Origin of the sequence: Streptomyces sp. KMM 9044, assembly GCF_024701375.2 — a bacterium.
Classification (GTDB): Bacteria; Actinomycetota; Actinomycetes; order Streptomycetales; family Streptomycetaceae; genus Streptomyces.
In genome coordinates, this window is sequence record NZ_CP113910.1 from 2,767,126 (window position 1) to 2,786,448 (window position 19,323).

Here is a 19,323-nt window from a genome sequence, read left to right on the forward strand (position 1 = left end):
GGCCAGTGGAAACACGCGTACGGATCCCGCGCGCCTACGGCGCCAAAACCCACGGTTCGCGAACCGTCCCCCTGCGCCAGAGGAGCGTAAGGGGCCCGGTGTTCGAACGGGAAAGCGAGAAGTCGAATGTTCCCGTTCCGTGATCAACTCGGCCCGATTATCATATATTTCAGATGCTGTTGCGGGCGATCGTCCAGGCCACGGCCGCCGTCAGGATCAGCACCTGGACCCAGGGCTCGATCCGGGGCGCCCAGGCGCGGCCGCGCAGCCCCTCCAGCGTCCAGCGTGCCCACAGCGCCAGAGCGAACGGCGCGGCGAGCAGCAGGGCCCTGTTGTCCAGCCAGGCGGCGGCGAACTGGCCGTGCATCAGGTCGTACACCATGCGCGTGCCGCCACAGGCCGGGCACAGCAGTCCGGTGACGGCCCGCAGCGGACACCGGGGCAGGAGGTGACCCGGCTCGTGCGGGTCGGTGCCCCACAGGCAGGCGGCGCCCGCGGCGCCCGCGACCAGCACCGCGACGGGGGCCACCGCGGGATGCCACCGCGGGTGCCCCCGGGACGGGGCCTGAGGTACCGCGTCAGCCACGCAGGATCCGCCCCTGGGCGTCCGTGCGGTCGTTGCTGACCAGGTACATGATCCCGTCGATCAGCGCCCAGAAGCCGAGCCCGCCGCAGGTGAGCAGCTGGGCGACGCCGATGCCGACCGAACCGGTGTAGAAGCGGCCGATGCCGAACGAGCCGAGGAAGAGCTGGAGAATACCGGCGACGATCTTCGACTTGTCGGAAAGAGGGCGTCCGTAGGGGTCATACCCATAGGGCGCGCCGGGGTCGGGAGCACCGGGGACGAACCCGTGGGGCGGGGGCTGCTGGAACCCGGGCGGCGGGTAGCCTCCGGGAGACGGCTGGCCGCCGTGGGACTGCTGGGGTCCGGGCTGCGGGTAGCCGTAGGGGCCGGACGGACCGAACGGGCCGGAGTTCGGGGGGCCGAAACCGGGCGGCGTGGACGGCTGCTGCGGCTGCTCGCTCACAGTGGGTCTCTCCTGAAAGATACGGATAACTGTCGGTCATCTTGCAGGACTCGGGCGGTAATGAGAAGTCGGATCCCGCCCAGGGCCTGTGGCACATGATCCGCCGGGGAGAGGCCCCGAGGCCGTCCGTCCGGACGAGTGAGCCTTTGCCGCCCGGTCACCGCCTCGGCCCGCTCTGTGCCGTTACCACCTGATCTGACACCATGTCAGACGATGAGCCCTACGAACTGCTCGGGTTCGACCATGTGCTGCTGCCCGTCGGAGACCTCGACGAGGCCGTCGGATTCTACGGACGGGCCGGGTTCCCGGTCGGCTTCCGGCTGGACGAGGCCGGGATCGTGCTGCTGAAGGTGGGCGGCGAGACGCCCGGGGTGCTGCTGCGGCACGAGGCGGGCCTGGGCTGTCGGCCGGCGGCGTGGCCCTCCGCGCGGGTGTGGCTGGAGGTACCGGACGCCCGTGCCGCCGCCGGGGCTCTGGAGGGCGCCGGGATCGGTCTGCTCGACGGGCCGTTCCCGGGCGCCACCGGCTGGACCGTCGAGTTCGCCGACCCCTGGGGGAACGTGGTCGGCCTGACCGACTACACCAAGCGTCCGCGACTGGGCCGCCGGCCATAGGCCCTGTCGTCGCGTTCCCGCCTGCCTCGCGACGCCGTGCGCGCCCTCTCGCCGCACCGTGCACGGAACCGAGTGCCTCCGCACGGGGGCTCTGTGCCCCGCATGCCGAGAGCACGCACTGACGCCGCGGGGCCCGCCCTGCGGGCGGACGACGAGAAGGTGGCGACAGGGCCCGGCCGCGGTCCGCGCGGGCACGGGGCGTTTTGGCCTGGGGCTAGGCTCTCTGTCCGTGTCCGTGAAGAACGACGGTCCCGGTGGCGGTACCGCACTCAGCAAGTCCGAGCAGACCCGCGCCCTGATCCTGGAGACGGCCATGCGGCTGTTCCAGGAGCGCGGGTACGACAGGACGACCATGCGGGCCATCGCCACGGAGGCCGGTGTCTCCGTCGGCAACGCGTACTACTATTTCGAGGGCAAGGAGCACCTGATCCAGGGGTTCTACGACCGGATCGCCGCCGAGCACCAGCGGGCGGTGCGGGAGGCCCTGGAACGGGAGACCGATCTGGAGGCCCGGTTCGCGGGCGTGCTGAAGGCATGGCTGGACATCGCCACGCCGTACCACGAGTTCGCCGTGCAGTTCTTCAAGAACGCCGCCGACCCGGACAGCCCGCTCAGCCCCTTCTCGCCCGAGTCGGAACACGCGCGCGCGGAGGCGATCAGCGTCCATCGGGACGTGCTGGCCGGTTCGAAGGCCAAGGTGCCCGCCGAGCTGCGGGAGGTGCTGCCGGAACTGATGTGGCTGGCGCAGATGGGGCTCGTCCTCTACTGGATCTTCGACCGCACCGAGGACCGCGAACGCAGTTACCGTCTCGCCGAGCGCGGCGCCCGCATCACCGCGCGGGGCGTCGCCCTGGCCCGTTTCCGCGTCCTGCGCCCGCTGGTCCGCGAGGTCCACGACATGTTCACGGAGTTCCTGCCGGGGATGACCAGGATGCTGCCGGACCCGGCGAAGGCGCGGGAGAGGCCCCCTGCCGGGAACGACGACGGGACGGGCCACGGGGAACCCGCCGGGAACGACGGGACGGCCCGCAGGGTGCCCGCCGGCCGCGACGGGCACCCCGGTCCGGTCAGTTGACGGCGTCCACCTCACCGGGGGCGAGTTCCACGTCGTGCACCAGCGGGCCGCCGGGCACCGTCACCTGCTCCGCGCGGGAGCCGTACGGGGCCGCCGTCACCGCCAGCAGGTAGGTACCCGGGGACGGGACGGAGACGAGGTACGAGCCGTCGGCGAGGGAGACGGCCCGGTCCAGCCGGCGCCCGCCCGAGGTCAGCAGGGTGACGACCGCGCCGTCCACGGGGTCGCCCTCGACGGTGCGGACGAAGCCGTGCACGACCGAGGCGGCCGGAGCCGTCGGGCCGGGCCCCTCACCGGGGGTCCGGGCGGCCGGGAGCGTGCCCGTGGCGTCCTCCTTCGGCTCGACCGCCAGATGCGGCAGCCGCTTCTCCAGCCCCGCCGGCAGCCACCAGTTGGCCTTGCCGATCAGGTGCATCACGGCCGGTACCAGCGCCGTACGCAGGATGAACGCATCCAGGGCGACGGCCGCGGCGAGTCCCACGCCCGCCATGCCGGCCGCGTAGTCGCCGCTGAGCACGAAGGCGAGGAAGACGCACACCATGATCAGGGCCGCGGAGTTGATGACGCGGCTGGTCTCCGCGAGACCGACGCGCACCGCGCGGGCGTTGTCCCGGGTGTGCACCCATTCCTCGTGCATCCGGCTCACCAGGAACACCTGGTAGTCCATGGAGAGGCCGAAGAGCAGCGACAGCATGACGATCGGCAGGAAGGCCGCGATGGGCCCCTCCCTGCCGAAACCGAGCAGGTCCAGGCCCCAGCCCCACTGGAAGACCGCCACCAGGACGCCGAAGGAGGCCGCCGCCGCGAGCAGGTTCATCACGGCGGCCGTCAGCGGCACCACCAGGGAGCGGAACGCGAGCAGCAGGAGCAGGAAGCCCAGGCCGATGATCGTGCCGACGAAGAGCGGCAGGCGGTCGCCCGTCACGGACGCGAAGTCCTTGGACACCGCCGTCACACCGCCGACGTGGGCCTCGGCGCCCGCTGCGGGGAGCACGTCCTCGCGCAGGACGTCGATGAGCCGGTCCGTCCTCTCGTCCTGCGGTGAGGTCTCGGGGACGACCTGGATGACGGTGACGCCGTTCGCGGACGGCATCGGGGCGACCTGGGCGACGCCCTCGGTCCCCTCGACCGCCCTCACCAGGCGGTCGGACGCCTCACCGTCCACGACCACCTGGAGCGGTCCGTTGACGCCGGGGCCGAAGCCCTCGGCGAGCAGGTCGTAGGCCTTCCTGGTGGTCGTGGACGGCCTCGTCGTTGCCCTGGTCCACGGTGCCCAGGCGCAGCGACAGCAGCGGGACGGCGAGCGCGGCCATCAGGACCACGGCGAGGACGGCGGTGGACCGCGGGCGGCGTTCGACGCCGGCGGCCCAGCGGGCCGCGAGGCCGGTGGGCCGGTCCGTCTCCGGGCCCCGCGCGGCGAGTGTGCGGCGCTGGCGGCGGCTGAGCACCCGGTGGCCGAGCAGTCCGAGGAGCGCCGGCAGCAGGGTGACGGCCGCGAGCACGCTCAGCACCACGGTCAACGACGTGCCGATGACGACGCCGTCCAGGAAGCGCAGGTTCGTCACCAGCATGCCGGCCAGCGCGATGCACACCGTGCCGCCCGCGAACAGCACTGCCCGCCCGGAGGTGTTGAGCGCGGTGACGGCCGCCTCCTCCGGGTCGTCGCCGCGCAGGATGCCGCGCCGGTGCCGGGTGACGATGAACAGGGCGTAGTCGATGCCCACGCCGAGACCGATCAACGTCGACAGCAGCGAGGCGAGTTCGGGCACGTTCGTGACATGGCTGATCAACTGGGTGCCGAACATGCCGGTGCCGACGCCGAACACGGCGATCACGATCGGCAGCAGCATCGCGAGCACCGAGCCGAACGCCACGAACAGCACCACGGCCGCCGCGAGGACGCCGACCAGCTCGGCCGTGCCGGCGGGCGGCTCCTGGACCCGCGTGATGGCCTGGCCCCCCAGTTCCACCTGAAGTCCGTCACCCGCGGCGTCCTTCGCCGTGTCGACGACGTCCTCGACGAGTTCCTTCGGCACGGCGTCCGCCTGTTCGGCGAAGGTGACCTGCGCGTACGCGGTCCGCCCGTCCCGGCTGATCTGCGCCGCGCCCTGCGGCCCTGTAGGTTCGCATTTCGCGTGTCCCTTTCTCAATGACCGTGGCCTTTGTCCGGCCTAAAGGACAGGGCCGTGAGATGAACTCTCGTCTGATCGTTCACTCGTCGTAGTGCTGATCCCGGTCTCGATCTATGCAGCAGCGCTCTCCAACCTGATCGTGGAGAAGTCGCAGCTGATCGAGATCGGGGTTTCCGCTCCCCGCTCGCGCCGCTCAGGGGTGGGGTATGTCGCGTGTGGTCGGCGAAGTCTCGATGAGTCTCCGTCGTACGGACGGGGAGATCGACGAGGACCTGGTCTGGTCGGCCGCGGGCGTCGACGTATTCGAGCCGTCGACGCCGTGGCGCACGTTCCGGTGGCGGTACGGGCAGAAGCACTACTCCGGCACGTACTGGTCGTCCACCATGCGCGACCATGTCGTTTACGAGTCCCGGCTCGAGCTGACACGGCTGCTCTACGCCGACTTCGACCAGGACGTGACGGCCGTGTTCGCCCAGCCGTTCCTGCTGTCCACCACCGTCGACAGTCGCCGGCGCCGCCATGTACCTGACTTCCTGGTTCTGCGCGAGAAGGACGTTCCGCTGGTCGTGGACGTCAAGCCGCGGCATCTGCTCACCCGGCCGAAGGCGAACTTCGCACTGGGCTGGGCCCGCAAGGTCGTCCTGTCGCGCGGCTGGGACTTCCAGGTGTGGACCGAGCCGCCTGAGGCGGAGCTGGAGAACCTACGGTTCCTCGCGGGCTATCGCCGTGACTGGCTCTTCGACGAGGACCTGCTCGCGGAGATCCGGGCGGCAGATCTGTACGGGGCGACGCTGGGGGATGCGTTTCGCGCCTTTCCCTGGCACCCGGACTGGCGGGTGAGAGCAGCGGTGCTGCGGCTGTTGTGGTGCCAGCACTTCGTGACGGACCTGACGGAGCCGTTGTCCGAGCGCCATGTGCTACGCCAAGGCACAGCCGCGGTGGTCGGCGCCGGGCGACACGACCTGCCCCTCCCCGTCGAGGAGCCCGAGGACGAGGCCGCGCTCGACGAAGAGCAGGTCGATCAGATCAAGCAGGTCTGTCGCATCACGACGTCGAGGACTGGCGGAGGAGGACAGTTGACCGGGGCCGCTGTACGTGTCGGGGTGGGCACGAGGCTGAAGTACGACGGTGAAGTCGTCGTGGTGGAGCAGATGTTCGGCTCGGCCGCCGGCAACGAGGTGCTGGTCCGTGACGGCCAGGGGCGCAGGTTCCGGTTGTCGCTGCGCGAGGTGCTCTCCTCTGGTCGGGCCCAGGTCATCGCGACCGGGCCGGGGCCAGAGGCGGACGACGATCGCGACACGGCCTCGGTGCTGTTCGCTCAGCTCAGCGACGAAAAACTGGCTGAGGTCCGGGAGCGGGCCGCTCATGTCAACGAGGTTCTGACCGGCTTCCGGTCGGGGAACGCCGAACTCGCGGAGCCTGGCGAGCCTCGGCCGCAGTACGCGGCCACGGTACCCAAGATGCAGAGATATGAGATGAAAGCCGCCGAGCTGGACGTGAGTGTGCGCACCATCAAGCGGTGGGTACGCGCCTTCCTCACCGACCGGGAGGCCGGGCTCGTGCACAGCGGCCCGGATCGCGGCGGTGACATGGGAGGGCTGGGCCGGGCCGATCCTCGGTGGGTGGAGATGGCCCTGGAGATCATGGCCGAGCACGGGAAGGAATCGAAGCCCACCCGGGGGAAGGTGATCCGCTCGGTTGGCCCGCGCCTGGTGGCCCGCCACGGCGAGGGCGAGGTGAAGCTGCCGACCCGCGCGACGGCATACCGGTGGCTTCAGGAGCTGGAGCGGCGGCTGCCGACGTTCCGGCTGAGTACGAAACGCAACCGGGACGTTGCCGCCCGGCCACCGGGCGCGTACGGGAAGCTGCGCCCTACGAGGCCGGGCGAGTACCTGCTGATGGACACCACGCGCCTGGACGTCTTCGCCATGGACCCGATCACGATGAAGTGGGTCCAGGCCGAACTCACCGCCGCGATGGACTGGTACACCCGCTGCATCACGGGGCTCCGGGTGACGCCGGTGTCCACATCGTCCATCGACGTCGCGGCGGTGATGTTCCAGACCTTCCGTCCCCGCCCGGCCGGCAAGGACTGGCCCGAGTACGCACTGTGGCCCGACCACGGCATTCCCCACCACGTGTTCGTCGAGCGGAAGGCACTCGAACCTGCTGAGGAGGAGCCGGAGAAGGCCCAGAAGCGCGGTGTCGCCTCTCCCGCTCTGGTGCCGGAGACGATCGTCGTCGACCACGGCAAGCCCTACATCTCCGAGCACGTCACCTCCGTCTGCCAGCGGCTGGGCCTGTCCATTCAGCCGGCCCGGCTGCGAACGGGCCGGGACAAGGGACCGCTGGAGAGATTCTTCAAGACCGTGCGCGAGGGGCTGCTGGAGGTCCTGCCTGGCTACAAGGGCCCGGACCTGTTCTCCCGGGGTGAGCGGCCGGAGGAGCAGGCGTTCTTCTTCCTTCACGAGCTGGAGGCGATCATCCGGGAATGGGTGGCCTGCACGTATCACCACAGGGGACTCGTCGACGCCCACGTGCCGGGGCTGAACCTGTCGCCGGCGGCCATGTTCGAGCACGGCATCGCCCGGGCCGGTTACATCGAGGTCCCCCGCGACCCGGCGCTCGGATTCGAGTTCCTCAAGACCGAGTGGAGGCCGACCCACCACTACGGCATCGAGATCCGCAAGTGCCGCTACAACGGCCCCGGCCTGGACGGCTACCGGGGCGAGACCAGCGAGTACACCGGGCCGAAGGCCAGGGGGCTGTGGCCCGTGCAGGTCGACCCCGACAACATCAACTACATCTACTTCCGCCGCCCGGACACCCGCCGCTGGCACACCCTGGAGTGGGAGCACGCCCCGGCGCAGAGGTTCCCGATCAGCCAGGGGGCCATCGAGATCGCCCGGAAGATCGCGGGCGAGAAATACCCGTTCCCCGACGACGAGACCGCCATCGCCGAACTCCTCGACCGGTGGCACCTGGGACTCGGGCTGACGATGGCCGAGCGCCGGCTGGCTCTGCGCCAGGCCCGCGAGGAGTCCGCCTTCGACCTGCCGGCGACCGTCGAGGATGAGATCCGTGCGCTGCCGTCCGTCGCCCGGATCCTCGACTCCGCCGACGACGAGGACAACGAGGAGGAGACGGACGAGGCCGAGCCGTACGAGGGCCCGGCAGCCGGTGATGACGACGAGGACGACGAACTCGACGGCCCCGATGCCGACGAGGACTTCTACGCCGACGCCCTGGAGGACGCGTGACGCAGCCCCGCCCCGAGACCCCGCCGCTGGACAACCTCACGCTCTCGCGGAAGGAGAGCCTCAGGGCCCTGGCCGAGGCGCCGAAACGGCAGATACCGGAGCTGCTCACCGTCAGACAGAAGGCGCACCTGAGCGGGCCGGCGCTGCTGGAGTACGAGAAGCGCCGGAGTGTCTGGCACGCCAACCTCGGCCCGATCAAGACGCCCCAGCTCACGGCCCTGCACGAGGACCTGTGGGACATCGTCGACAGCAACCAGCAGGACGGCGACAAGGCCAAGGGGGCCGTCGCGGTGGACGCCTTTCCCGGGCTCGGCAAGACCACCGCGGTCTTGAACTTCGCGTTGAAGTACCACCGGCAGGTGATCGAACGGGACGGGGCGTTCACCGCGGCCGGACACGAGCGGTGGCCGGTGTGCCGGGTCGGGCTGACCAGCAACATCGGAATGAAGGAGTTCAACCGGTCGTTGCTGGAGTACTACGCGCACCCGGGCCGCAGGAGCTGCACGGCCGCCTTGTTCGCTCAGCGTGCCCTGGACTGCGTGCTGGAGTGCGAGACGCGTATCTTGATCATCGACGACCTGCACTTCCTCAAGTGGCATGACCGCAATGGCACCGAGGTCAGCAACCACTTCAAGTACATCGCGTACGAGTTCCCCGTCACCTTGATCTTCATCGGCGTCGAGCTCGGCAACCGCGGCCTGTACTCCGAGGAGAGCACGCGTGGCGACATCACCCTCGCGCAGACCGCGCGCCGTACGACGCCGCTGACGATGGAGCCGTTCACCGTCACCAACGAACAGCACCGCATCGAGTGGCGCAGCATGCTGCTCGCGCTGGAGAGGCGGATCGTTCTGTGCCGGAAGTTCCCCGGCATGCTCGCCGACGAGCTGTCCGACTACCTCTACGTCCGTACCACCGGACACATCGGCTCGCTGATGACGCTGATCAACCGCGGCTGCCAGCGCGCCGCCCGTACCGGTGCCGAACTCCTCGACGAGGCCCTCCTCGACCAGGTCAAGCTGGACGCGGCCGCGGAGCGGGCCCGCCAGGCCCTCGCGAAGAAGTTCGCCCGCGGCCGGATGACCACCAAGCCCCGTTCCCGCGCCGCGAAGAACGCGTCGGCGAAGACCGTGGCATGACGCCCGCCCGCACCCTGCCGCTGCGACACGCCCCGCATGACGGGGAGGCGCTGGACTCGTGGATCGAAGCGATCGCGGCCCGCCTACGGGTCCCCATGGGCGAGACGCTCGTCGCCCTGGGGCTGCGGAGAGAGGGTGCCCAGCCCTTGGGCTGGGCACCCTGGATGACACTGCTGCTGCCGGACGAGGCGGGCCACATGGCCTCCACCACCGGGATCCCGCGCGAGCGCCTGCGCGCCATGACACTGGAACACTTCGACGAAAGAGCCCTCATCGTCGATCACGCCCGCCGTCGGATCAACGGGTCCTTCGTCTGGGGGCGCAGCGCCAGCAGCGGTTCACGCTTCTGCCCGGACTGCCTCCGGGAGAACGGGGGGACGCTGGCCTCTGCACTGGCGGCTCGGCTGGTCCTTCGCCTGCCTCCCCCACCGCCGGCTCCTGGCGGACTTCTGTCCCCGGTGCGGATCACGTCAACGCAAGCGACCCCACGCCGCACAGCTCATCCCGCAGCCCGGCATCTGCGACTACGTGGGCTCTCCGCCGGCCGACGGATCCCCTCGGTTCCACTGCCGGCACCCGCTCTCCGAGACCGAGAGCCTGCCGCTCGATGCCGGACACCCCGCGCTCCTCGCCCAGCAGGAACTGCTCGAGGTCATCACCCAGGGCACAGGAGCCTTCGGCGTCTACACTCGTGATCCGCAGCCCGCCGTCGCAGTGCTCTCCGACATGAAGGCCATCGCCCGCCGCGTCCTGTTCCACATGCCCCCGCACCGGATGTCCCGCCTCGTCCCCGAAGAACTGGTCCAGGCACACCTCCACGCCCGCGAGCACAACAGCGGCCTCAGCAACGCCAAGCGCCGGGCGCCGGTCGACCCCGGACGTGTGGCACCGGCCTACGCGGTGACCGCCGCCGCGGGCGCCACCGCCGCCTGGAGCGTCCTCGGGCAAGCCGACTGCCGCCAGGCCGCCCCGCGGATGCGGGAACTCCACGACGCCATCGTGGAACGCGGCTACTGGGCCAGCCCCACCGTGACCCGCAACTGGGGCCGCCACACCAGCCCCCTGCTGCAATCCGTCCACCTGGCGGCGATCGCACCCGCGATGTGGCCCAGCACGGCTTTGCGCTACCGCACCACGCTGCCCAACCCGTCGAGCCCGGCCACCACGGCCTCGCAGCTGACCGCGCGGGCTCGTAAGATCCCCGGCGAGATCTGGCCGCTGTGGGCCGTACGTCTCAACCCCGTTCCTCAGGTGCGCGAGAATCTCGCCGCCGCGCTCGCGGCCAGCGTGCTGCTGGTGGACAGCACGATCGAGCTCTCCGCGGCCGTCAAGAAGCTCGGCGGTCTTATCGACCAGCCCACGCTGAGCCATGTGCTCCAGGCACTGCGCGACGATGCCCGCTACGAGGGGATCCAGCTTGCCTTGATCCGTCTCGCCGCCTACCTCGACAGCCACGAGGTTCCGATCGACTACGCCCGACGGCGGCGCCTGGACTACACCACCCTGCTGCCTGAGGACGAGTGGATCGACCTGTGCCACCGGGCCCTGATGGACCCGGGGGCCGGAACCCGCCACCACAGTGCCCGCTGCTACCTGTTCGAAAAGATCAGCGGTCTGCCCCACACCCGGATCCCCAACCCTCCGCCCGACAGCCAGTCCTTCCGCAACAGCCGGGTACGGTTCCCCTACGTCCTGACCCAGGCCGCGGCCACCGCACTCGACCAGCCCGGCGGGACGTTCCTCGACCGCAATCGGCTCGCCAGCGAACCGCTCACCTGGCAGCCGCCCGCCGAGCTACTGAACGGGCTCGGCCTGCCCCGGGCCGATCCTGACGACATCGACCTCGACGACCTTCACCGCCGGGTCCGGGACGGGCAGCCGAGCACCCACATCGCCGCCGAGCTCGGAACCGACCCGCGCACAGTGCGATACCTCCTCAGCGAGCACCCTCCGGCAGCACCGAAGGTCACCGTGAACGACCCGCGCGCACGGCGGCGCGGGCGCACAAGCCTTCACGTCGCACGGCACATGCTCTCCAAGGACCAGCTGGAACGCCTGTACGTGCAGCAGGAGATGCCCTTCCTGGACATCGCCCGCGAGACGGGAATCAACCGGAAGACCCTGGCGGCACTCGCCGACGAATACGGCATCGCGCGGCACACCCACAGACCGAGCAGAACCCTGGACAGGCAATGGCTCTACGAACACTACGTCGTACGACGCCGCACGCTGGCCGACCTCGGCCGGGAGACCGGCATGAGCACCACCACCGTGGCGGCTCGAGCTCGCGAGTACGGCATCCAGGCGCAGTACAACCGGCAGCCGCGGTGCCCGCAGCAGGGGTTCACCTCAGCACCAGAGGTGATCCGGCCCACCCTGGGCAATTCCTACGCGCTCCGTCGGCTTCGCGTCTTCATCCAGGTCGTCCGGTACTCCACCCTCGGCGAAGCGTGCCAGACCCACGGCATCCACCCGTCGACCCTCACCCAGCAGCTCAAACACCTGGAGACGGACCTCGGGGGCCCCTTGCTGGTCGGCGCGGGACGAGGCCGCCGACTTGAACTCACCGACCTCGGCAGGCAAGTCGTCCAAGCTGTCGAGGACTGGGCCCACACATTGGCGGAACAGCCCCGGGAGACATGGACCCAAGCGGCAAAGCGCCGTCCGCAACCGGGGCCGAAGCGGCGGAAGAACTGGGTGCGCCCTGACGCGCCGGGCGTGGACCTCTTCCCCGCGCTGCTGCAGCCGGCGGTGCGAACATTCGCCGGGCGCCGTCGGCTGCGCAGGTTCCTCCACGTCGCGGACTACCCCTCCCTGGCGGCGTACTGCCGCGACGTAGGTCTGTCCCCTTCCGCGCTGACCGTGCAGATCCAGCATCTGGAGCGAGACCTCCAAGGCCAGGTCCTGATCCGCGGCCAGTACGGACACCGGATGCGCCTCACCGATCTCGGTGAGAACGTCCTGGCCGTAGCCCGGCCGTACGTCGACCAGCTCAGCAGACGGTGAAGATCACCGAGCGTTGGGGCAACGTGTAGAGCTCCGCGAGCCCCCCGCCGTCGGCCGTGCCGTGCAGTGCAGTGCCTGGACGACGAGAGGGCGGGGAGCCTCATGGGCGAGGAATCGCTACTTCTTGACGTAGAGGCCCTGGAAGGGAGTGAAGGGAAGTTCCTGGACGCAGAGGTAGGCGCTCCACTTGCCCTCCGTCACACCGCTCCTGCCCACCGACTGGCACTTTGCTGCCGTCCCGTAGAAGGAGTCCTCGCGGGTGTAGCCCTCGGGGGGCGTCCAGGCCGCGGGTGAGGAGATCACGGGCTGCTGCTCGGTGCGGGCGCCTTCCGAGGCTGGCGCCGCTAAGGCTTGCGGGGCGCCCAGGGCGAGCATGGCGGCGAGGACCGTGCCGTGCACGGCAAGCTTGATCGATCGGTTCATGTCTGATTCCTGCTCTCCGGTCGCGCTGCGGCAACGACCGTGAATATTCGGACCATTACGGGAAGCGGCGGGTGTGAGCTGAGTAGTCTGAAGATCTCTCTGCTCGTCTTCCGGACTGTGTCAGGAGTGGCGGCGGCGCACGGCCTCCGCCGCAGCCCTTTGGCTCGCAGGAGGCGGTTGTCCCGATGAAGGACGTTTCACGGGTATGGGCCTCAGGGGCGTCGAGAGTGGGGATGGCGGCTAGGTCCGTCCTCCGCGGGTCACTCCTTTGCACAGCCTCCGGGCTGGATCACGGTCCTGAAGTGATCGTGCTTCGGCGGGTTCTGCACCGCGGACCGCTGCGCTGATCGGTGGCTGACCAGCTGTGATCAGTTGATCTTCCCGAACGGGTGACCTGCGGAGGACGGGGCTAGGACCGTACCGTGCACGGCGGGCTTGATCGATCGGTTCAAGCGTGGTTCCTTTCCTGGCTGTGAGGATGTGATCGAGCTGTGACGTCGTCAGTCCGCGTCCCCCACCGGTGGGGTGCCGGAGGCAATCTCTTGGAGGGCTGCCACGTGGCGGGTGAGGGCTGTGCGACCCTTGGGGGAAAGGGAGAGCCAGGTGCGGGTGCGTTTGCCGACGAAGCCTTTACGGACCTTGATGTATCCGGCCTCTTCCAGGAGGGCGATCTGCTTGGAGAGGGCCGAGTCCGTGATCTCGATGGCGTCGCGGAGCGTCCTGAAGTCCGCTTCGTCGACCGACGCGAGTGCGGCCGCGATGGAGAACCGCACGGGCGCGTGGATCACGCTGTCGAGCCACTTGCGAGGGTGCGTCACCGCTCATCCTCTGCGGACCGGCCGACCTTTCGCTCCAGGACGCCGATCACCAGGAACGGGACCCCGCAGAGAACGGCCCCGGGCAGCCACCAGGCGGGCTCCCCGGAGAAGCGGGCGGAGCCGATGGTGACCGTCAGGCTGTAGACGCCTGCTCCGGCCGCCGTGGTCACCGCGTAGAGCGCGCGGTAGTGGCGGGGCAGGACTGGGCGGGTCGCCGTGTAGATGCCGAGCGCCAGCAGCGGGAGCAGGAGCAGGACGGGGACGGCGTACGGCACGCTGGGCTGGACGAGCAGGCCGTACACTGCGGTCAGGACCATCATGACCACGCCCAAGAGCAGGATCAGGGCCGTACGGGGGCGGCGGCCGGCTTTCCGCATGCGCGAGGCGGCCGCGTCGGCGGAGGCGAGGGCCTCGCGCGCCTGGTCTTTGTCCATCATGGTGCCTTCCTGTACCGCTGCGGCCATGGGCGGCCGTCCAGTCTCTGTGTTCCCTGTCTCTGCTTGCCCGTCGCGCGTTACGCCGTCTCGCCCTGGTCCCAGCGGAAGGTGCGTACCGCCAGCCATACCGCCACCGCCGTGGTGGCGAGCACCACCAGGATCGAAAGCCACACCGGGTGCTGGGGTGCGCCGTTCGGCATCTGGGTGAGCATGAGGTCCGCGAAGAAGGTACTCGGGAGCAGGCCCAGCGTGGTGCGGACGGCGTCCGGCATGAGCTCCATGGGGAAGGCGAGGCCGCTCAGGAAGAGGGCGGTGAGCTGGACCAGCGTGCCCACGTTGGTGGCGGCGTCCGGCGAGGCCATGCGGCCGCCGATGAGGTAGCCGATGCCGCCGAACATGGCCAGGCCCAGGAAGGCGATGCCGAACAGCGCGGGCAGCCTGGCCGGTTCCACCTTGCCCAGGGCGACGGCCACCGCAAGCAGGGCGACCGTCTGGGCGGTCACCATGAGGACCCTCGGGAACATGTGGGTCAGGACGAGGCGGGCACGGCCCACGGGTGTGGTGCCCAGGAGACGCAGGGTGCCCTTGGTGCGCAGGGTGGCCAGCGGGCCGGCCGTGACGGTGAGCGCGGCGCTGGTGACGGCCAGGAAGATGGCCATCGGGATGACCAACTGGAGGAAGTCAGGGGCGCCGGTCTCCTGAGGGACGACCGCGCCGATGCCGAGGAAGATGGCCAGCATTCCGAAGGGGAAGAAGAGCGCGAAGTAGAAATACCGGGGCTCGCGGAGGAGTTCGCGGGCATGCAGCATGGCCAGTTCCCGGGTGGCGGTGGTGATCACGCCGTGGCCCCTTCCGAGTCGGTGTCCGCATCCGCGGATTCGGCGGCGTTCTGGAACGGCACGCCCGTGAGGTGACGGAAGACCGCCTCCAGTCCCGCTTCCCTGAGCTGGATCCGGGTGGCCGCGAGGGGGCCGGTGAACTGCGTGAGCACGGCGTCGGAGTTGCGGGTGCGTGCGGTCACGCGGGTGCCGTCGGCGGCGTCGTGGGACTCCACGTGGGTAACGCCTTCCGTGGTGCGCAGGGCGGTCAGGTCGGTGCCGGCGGCGACGGTGAAGTGGACCTCGCGTTCGGGTGCGTAGTGAGCAATGAGCTCCTGGGGCGCTCCGCAGGCGGCGACCTTGCCCTGGTGGAGGATGGCCACCCGGTCGCAGAGAGTCTCGGCCTCCTCCATGGAGTGGGTCGAGAGCAGGACGGTGCCGCCGCCGTCGCGGTGGCTGCGGATGGCGGCCCAGAGTTCCTGGCGGGCGTTGGGATCCAGACCGGTGGACGGCTCGTCGAGAATCAGGACACGGGGGCGGGAGATGAGGGCTGTGCCGACGAGGAGGCGCTGGCGCTGTCCGCCCGAGAGCTTGGCTACGCGGACGTCACGGGAGTCGGTGAGGCCGATGCGCTCGATGATGGCGTCGGGGGATTCGGGGTCCGGGTAGAAGGAGGCCCAGACTCGCAAGAGTTCGGCGACAGTCTGCTGTTCGAAGAGCGCGGCCTGCTGGGGCTGGATCGCGACCTGGCGGCGCACTTCGTCGCGCTCGGCCGCGGGATCGAGTCCCAGGATGCGCACGGCTCCGGAGGTGGGGCGGCGCAGACCGGCCAGCATCTCGATGGTCGTGGTCTTACCGGCACCGTTGGGTCCGAGTAGGCCGAAGATCTCACCGTGGCCAACCGCCAGATCGATCCTGTCCGTCGCGGTCCTCGCGGTGCCGTGGGGACCGGGGTAGTGCTTGGTGACGGCGGCGAGCCGGATCGCCGCGTCCCGCGGTATGTCGGCCTCGGGAACGGGTGCGGTGGTGTCGGTGTCCAGTTCGGGCATATCCGAGTCAGCCTCTCGTTGGTGCTGCTGAGAACTCGCCGAGTCACGCATGGTTCCTATCATGGCATCCACTTGCCGAGTCTGCAAGTAAGTGCTGATACGGAACACGGTTGGCTTGTAAAGGAGTTGACGTAGCGTGTGCCACTCGGGCCGGCTAGCGACTACCGGCTGACGCCAGGATGCCCAGCAGGCTCTCCTCGGCGGGTACGAAGCCCCAGCGGTTCATGTCCATGTGCAGGTAGTGCAGAAGGAGGACGGGGCGCGGGACGGGGTTACCGTCCGCCGCCGCGCCGTCGAGGGTACGAACGGCCGCGGCGACGTGGTTTCGCACGGCTTCCCGGTGCCGGTCCTCCAGGGGCGCCGCGTGCACGCCGGCTGCCGCGCGTGCGAGGAGGTGGCGGCGCTGGTCCTGGTCCGGTGCGCACATGGCCAGCTGGCGGCCCCACTGGCGTCGGTGGGCCGTCCAGAACGCGGACTGCGCCTCCTGGTCGGGGAGCGCCGCCCGCACGAGGGAGCTCATGTGGGCGACCGCTAGGGCCGCCCGGGCGAACAGCGGCTCCAGGGTGCCGATCTGCTGCTCGATGTAGAGGCGGCTGGATGCGGTGAACAGCGCCTCCGCCCGCCGCACCCCGGCGGAGCCTCCGTACTTGGCCAGCTCCGGCGCGTACAGGGCGCAGCGGGTCTGTCTGACAAGGGGTAGGCCCTGGGGCACGGAGCCGGGCACGAGGCGCTCGGCGAGGGTTGGGGCGGACAGGTTGTGCAGTAGCTCGACGAGTTCGGGCAGCCGGTCATGGACGTGGTCCGCACCGTCCGGGGGGCAGGCCAGGCGGAGCCGCAGGTGGTGGCCGCTCATGTCCCAGTAGCGGGTGAAGAACCACGCGGAGGCGGTCTCCTGTGCGGCATGTGCGGCGAGCCAGGGGACCAGGACCCTGGTCGCCTCGTCCATGAGGTCCGGGTGACCGGGGTAGGCGCGTACGTACCACCAGTCCGTTCGGTGGGCGGAGTCATGCGGGAGGGTGGTCGTCATCGTCACTGCTCCTCGTACTCCTTGGGCCAGGACAGCAGCGCCGCGTGCTCTGTGACCCGGGGGCGACCGAGATGGTCGCGCTGCGGTTGCCGTCCACGCGCGGGCAGGGCCTCCACTATTCGGACGTGGCGGGTCGACGGGCTCAGCCAGTGCCGCAGGACGCCGACGGAGAGGGGCGAGCCCAGCGAGACCCACATGGGTTTGCGGTCCTGGGTGAGGCCGAATCCCCCGCTGCCGAGCTGGTGGACGAAGACCTCCTCAGGCATGCCGTGCTCGCGCCGGAACTCGTCCCAGCGGACGGCCAGCTCCAGGTCGTCCTGTCCTTCGGGCAGAGCGTCGGCGGGCACGATCCAGGACGCGCGGGCGGTGACGAGGCGTCCCTCGGGGCCGTCCGTGACCCGGGGCAGGGCCACGACCTCCTCGCCGCAGTGGGCGCGGAGCCGGTTGGCCTGCGTCAGCGTGTAGTCGGAGTGCGGGGAGCCGTTGACCCAGGGGTCGGCCAGCACCGCGAGCAGACGTACGTACGATTGGAGGAGGTGCTGCGGGATGAGTCCCAGGTAGGCGAGGCCCACAGGTTCGCCGTCGCGGTCGAAGAGGGACAGGGTGCGGGTGGCGGGATCGTGAACAAGCACGGTGTCGTCGAGCGTGAGAGCGCCGGGCGCGAGGGACTCGGGCGCGCCGACCTCACCGGGCAGCACGAGCGGCGGGAGGAGGCCGCCGCACTCGGCCTGCACGGTGTTGCAGTCTGTCCAGACCACCAGCTCACGGCAGCGCACCCCGGCTCGGGAGCGTTGGACGTGGTCGGTGAGGCGGTCGCGGAAGCCGTCGCCTAAGAGCCGGGCGAAACGGGTGAACAGCGCGCCACTGCCGGCCCCGAACTGGTTGACAACCAGTTGGTGGCGGCCGGTCGCAGAGTCGTCCGCGCTGTCGGCCTCCAGTTGGAAGAAGACCCCGGCGTTCGGTGGTGCGCTCGTCGGCCCGACCGGCAGCCAGGCCCGGTCCCCGGGGTTCTCGCGGCTGGCTATGTCGGCGTACAGGGCACGTTCGAGCGGAGGATTGGCGTCGCGGTCCACGGTGAGCCGCATGAGGAAGCCGAGCGGATCGCGGCACACGCCGCCGGGCCCGTACTCGGCGACGAAGCCGTCCAGCAGGAAGTCGTACAAGTGCGAGCGGAAGATGTACGGACGCATGCGCTCACCCAGCGTGGTGAGGTCGGCGCGTACGGCGGGCGCGGCCAGTGGGTCGGAGAGTGCCAGGTCGGTTTCCCGGTCCTCGTAGATGAGGCCACTGGGCTTCCGCTCGCCCGGGTCGCGGTGCTCGCTCCAGCCGCCGGTCAGGGTCTGCAGGTCGCCGGCGGCCGCGATCCGGTTCCGTACGGTCTTGCGGTGGGCATGGGCACCCAGGTCGTGTGCGCGGACCAGGTCGGTCTCCGTGATCGGGGCGTCCTTGCCGGCCACGAGCGCAGCCAGGACAGGTAACGGGTCATCGCCGCGCCGCCAAGGCGGCACCGGATGGATGAACCCCGCGTCTAGGAGGCGCCGGAACCGCGCGAAGGGCCGGGCCCCGCCGAGGTGAACAAGTAGCTCCTCGAGAGCGACGGCTTCCTGGACCTCGGCATCGACTGCCTTGAACCCCGCCAGCGCCCGCGCCCTGTGGTCTGCCTCGATCGCGCGGTCGTGGCGCCAGACGACGCCCTCGGTGGTGACGACCTCGCTGTGCAGCAGCAGGCCGTCCGGCTCGGTGGGGGTGCCCCGGCGGATCGGCGCTACGCGGTAGCGCAGCCGCCCCGCCGTCCGCTCGTCGCGGGCGAGGCGGCTCAAGGCCAGGTAGGTGGGGGTGGCTGAGACGCGGCTGCGGGCCCGGCCCTCACCGGTGGTCCCGGCCTCACCGACCGTGGTCAGGCCGGAGAAAGGGCTGGTCTTGACGGCAGCGCGGATGACGTACGAGTACAGGGTCTTGAGTTTCCTGGCCGAGCGCTCCTTGCGGTCGGAGTGCCGGATCCAGTCGGGCGCCGCGAGCGCGACGGACTCGGCGAAGCCGGGCACGTCGAGGGCCGCGTGGAGGTGGCGGACCGCTTCGGCACGGTCCTCGGCCAGCCGTGCGCCGAGCTGATCCAGCAGGTCGTGACGCTCCCGTGCCAGCCGTACCCAGGCGTCGAGACATGCCACAGCCTCAGGGCCGGGGAGGCGTCGGCGGACGGCATCCAGGACGGTGTCGTCCCACGGGAGCGGGTCGAGCCGGTTAACCGCCCGTTTGCCCGCGAGAACCTTGCGCCGCAGCGGCACGTCGTCCTCCAGCTGCGGGACCAGGGCGAAGAAGATGTCCGCTATGCCGGTTGCCAGTTCACCCGACTCGGCGGTCGTACGGGCTAGTTCGTCCAGGAGTTTGCGTGTGGTCGACGCGACCAGGTCCAGGGCGTCCGCCGGAAGGCCCGCCACTCGGGTCAGAAGGAGAGGGGAGATCGAGACAGTGCGAGACATCGAGGATGCGATCGCCT

At 70.1% G+C, this 19,323-nt stretch carries 14 protein-coding genes and 2 pseudogenes; 6 read left to right on the plus strand and 10 right to left on the minus strand.

The genetic code is table 11. The features are described 5' to 3' along the window. Window positions 1-169: 169 nt before the first annotated feature. Complete coding sequence (locus HUV60_RS12245; protein WP_269441177.1) at window positions 170-586, minus strand: DUF2752 domain-containing protein; 417 nt, start codon at window positions 584-586, stop codon at window positions 170-172. Further along, the gene (locus tag HUV60_RS12250; RefSeq protein WP_257851234.1) at window positions 579-1,028 is read right to left on the minus strand and encodes a TM2 domain-containing protein; all 450 of its coding nucleotides are present in this window, start codon (window positions 1,026-1,028) and stop codon (window positions 579-581) included. The genes HUV60_RS12245 and HUV60_RS12250 overlap by 8 nt, the downstream gene beginning before the upstream one ends. 203 nt (window positions 1,029-1,231) lie before the next feature. Between HUV60_RS12250 and HUV60_RS12255 the strand changes: the two genes are divergently transcribed. After that, window positions 1,232-1,642, plus strand: coding sequence for a VOC family protein (locus HUV60_RS12255; RefSeq protein ID WP_257851232.1), 411 nt, complete (start codon window positions 1,232-1,234; stop codon window positions 1,640-1,642). 229 nt (window positions 1,643-1,871) lie between these two features. Further along, window positions 1,872-2,717 (plus strand): TetR/AcrR family transcriptional regulator, encoded by an 846-nt coding sequence (locus HUV60_RS12260; RefSeq protein WP_257851231.1) that lies wholly within the window; start codon window positions 1,872-1,874, stop codon window positions 2,715-2,717. Here HUV60_RS12260 and HUV60_RS12265 read toward each other — a convergent pair. Next, window positions 2,710-4,834 (minus strand): annotated as a pseudogene (locus HUV60_RS12265) (MMPL family transporter); the annotation flags it as partial. The gene HUV60_RS12260 and the pseudogene HUV60_RS12265 overlap by 8 nt on opposite strands. Window positions 4,835-5,082: 248 nt before the next feature. Here HUV60_RS12265 and HUV60_RS12270 point away from each other — a divergent pair. From HUV60_RS12270 to HUV60_RS12280, 4 genes and pseudogenes are all read left to right on the plus strand, one after another. After that, a complete protein-coding gene (locus HUV60_RS12270; protein WP_257851229.1) occupies window positions 5,083-8,109 on the plus strand; it encodes a TnsA-like heteromeric transposase endonuclease subunit in 3,027 nt (1,008 codons plus the stop codon). After that, complete coding sequence (locus HUV60_RS12275) at window positions 8,106-9,248, plus strand: TniB family NTP-binding protein (RefSeq protein ID WP_257851228.1); 1,143 nt, start codon at window positions 8,106-8,108, stop codon at window positions 9,246-9,248. Before HUV60_RS12270 ends, HUV60_RS12275 begins: the two co-directional genes overlap by 4 nt. Further along, window positions 9,245-9,613 (plus strand): annotated as a pseudogene (locus tag HUV60_RS33890) (TniQ family protein); the annotation flags it as partial. The gene HUV60_RS12275 and the pseudogene HUV60_RS33890, both read left to right, overlap by 4 nt. A 163-nt stretch (window positions 9,614-9,776) precedes the next feature. After that, window positions 9,777-12,254 (plus strand): helix-turn-helix domain-containing protein, encoded by a 2,478-nt coding sequence (locus HUV60_RS12280; RefSeq protein ID WP_257851227.1) that lies wholly within the window; start codon window positions 9,777-9,779, stop codon window positions 12,252-12,254. 117 nt (window positions 12,255-12,371) lie between these two features. Here HUV60_RS12280 and HUV60_RS12285 read toward each other — a convergent pair whose 3' ends face one another. From HUV60_RS12285 to HUV60_RS12315, 7 genes are all read right to left on the minus strand, one after another. After that, window positions 12,372-12,677, minus strand: a complete 306-nt coding sequence (locus tag HUV60_RS12285) for a hypothetical protein (RefSeq protein WP_257851226.1) — start codon at window positions 12,675-12,677, stop codon at window positions 12,372-12,374. Window positions 12,678-13,177: 500 nt separating this feature from the next. Then, window positions 13,178-13,495: a winged helix-turn-helix domain-containing protein gene (locus tag HUV60_RS12290; protein WP_257851225.1), complete on the minus strand. Its 318-nt coding sequence runs from the start codon at window positions 13,493-13,495 to the stop codon at window positions 13,178-13,180. Continuing rightward, the gene (locus tag HUV60_RS12295; protein WP_257851224.1) at window positions 13,492-13,932 is read right to left on the minus strand and encodes a hypothetical protein; all 441 of its coding nucleotides are present in this window, start codon (window positions 13,930-13,932) and stop codon (window positions 13,492-13,494) included. Before HUV60_RS12295 ends, HUV60_RS12290 begins: the two co-directional genes overlap by 4 nt. A 77-nt stretch (window positions 13,933-14,009) precedes the next feature. After that, entirely contained in the window at window positions 14,010-14,771 is a 762-nt protein-coding gene (locus HUV60_RS12300) for an ABC transporter permease (protein WP_257851223.1), read from the minus strand. Continuing rightward, window positions 14,768-15,799: an ABC transporter ATP-binding protein gene (locus HUV60_RS12305; protein WP_257851222.1), complete on the minus strand. Its 1,032-nt coding sequence runs from the start codon at window positions 15,797-15,799 to the stop codon at window positions 14,768-14,770. Before HUV60_RS12305 ends, HUV60_RS12300 begins: the two co-directional genes overlap by 4 nt. Before the next feature lie 154 nt (window positions 15,800-15,953). Beyond that, window positions 15,954-16,826 (minus strand): thiopeptide-type bacteriocin biosynthesis protein, encoded by an 873-nt coding sequence (locus tag HUV60_RS12310; RefSeq protein WP_257851221.1) that lies wholly within the window; start codon window positions 16,824-16,826, stop codon window positions 15,954-15,956. Between the two features lie 2 nt (window positions 16,827-16,828). After that, window positions 16,829-19,306 (minus strand): lantibiotic dehydratase family protein, encoded by a 2,478-nt coding sequence (locus HUV60_RS12315; protein WP_257851220.1) that lies wholly within the window; start codon window positions 19,304-19,306, stop codon window positions 16,829-16,831. Window positions 19,307-19,323 lie beyond the last annotated feature (17 nt).